Below are 1,035 nucleotides of genomic sequence, written 5' to 3'. Positions count from 1 at the left end.
CGGGACCTGCAGACCTCCTACGACGCCTACTTCTCGGTCGTCGACCTGCACGCGATCACGGTGGCCCAGGACCCGGCAGAGCTCCGCGAGAAGACGCGCCGCACCGCTGCGCAGTACATCGCCGCGGGCATCGAGCCGTCGCTGTCGACCCTGTACGTGCAGTCCCATGTGCGCGCGCATGCCGAGCTGGCGTGGATCCTGAGCACCATCACCGGCTTCGGAGAGGCCGGGCGGATGACGCAGTTCAAGGACAAGTCGTCGCGCTACGGAGCCGACTCGACGAGCGTGGGACTGTTCACGTATCCGGTGCTCATGGCCGCCGACATCCTGCTCTACCAGACCGATGTGGTGCCGGTCGGCGATGACCAGAAGCAGCATGTGGAGCTCACGCGCGATCTCGCCGAGCGCTTCAACTCGCGGTTCGGAGAGACCTTCACCGTTCCGATGCCGGTCATCCAGAAGGAGACGGCGCGCATCTACGACCTGCAGAACCCGACGTCCAAGATGTCGAAGTCGGCCGAGAGCGACACCGGCGTGCTGTGGATGCTCGACGACCCGGCGAAGTCGGCGAAGAAGGTCATGCGCGCGGTGACCGACAACGAGGGCTCGGTGCGCTTCGACCGCGAGAACAAGCCCGGTGTCTCGAACCTGCTGACCATCTACGCGGCGCTGACCGGACGCCAGATCCCGGCGATCGAGGACGAGTACGCCGGTCGTGGCTACGGCGATTTCAAGAAGGGTCTCGCCGAGGTCGTCGTGAACGAGTTCGAGCCGGTGCGCGCGCGCGCTCTGGAGCTGCTCGACGACCCCGCGGAGCTCGACCGCATCCTCGCCGAGAACGCCGCACGCGCCGACGCCGTCGCCGACGAGACGCTCTCGAACGTGTACGACCGGGTGGGTCTGCTCCGGCGCGTCTGACGCTCGCCTTAGGATGGGGGTCGTGACCGATCCGCAGCTGCCTCCCCCGTCCGGCGCCGTGCCCTCCGATCCGCCTGCGCCGCCCGCGGTGCCGGCGCCTCCGGCAACGGGCTTCCC

1 protein-coding gene is annotated in these 1,035 nt (G+C 68.1%); it reads left to right on the top strand.

Translation table 11 applies throughout. The features are described from left to right. Positions 1 to 918, top strand: a 918-nt coding sequence (gene trpS, locus DSP71_RS17445; RefSeq protein ID WP_258546522.1) for a tryptophan--tRNA ligase, incomplete at its 5' end; no start/stop codon positions are given. Positions 919 to 1,035: the final 117 nt, after the last annotated feature.

The organism is Microbacterium sp. H6, from assembly GCF_003314775.1.
Lineage (GTDB): Bacteria > Actinomycetota > Actinomycetes > Actinomycetales > Microbacteriaceae > Microbacterium > Microbacterium oxydans.
This window is presented reverse-complemented; position numbering and strand designations above follow the sequence as displayed.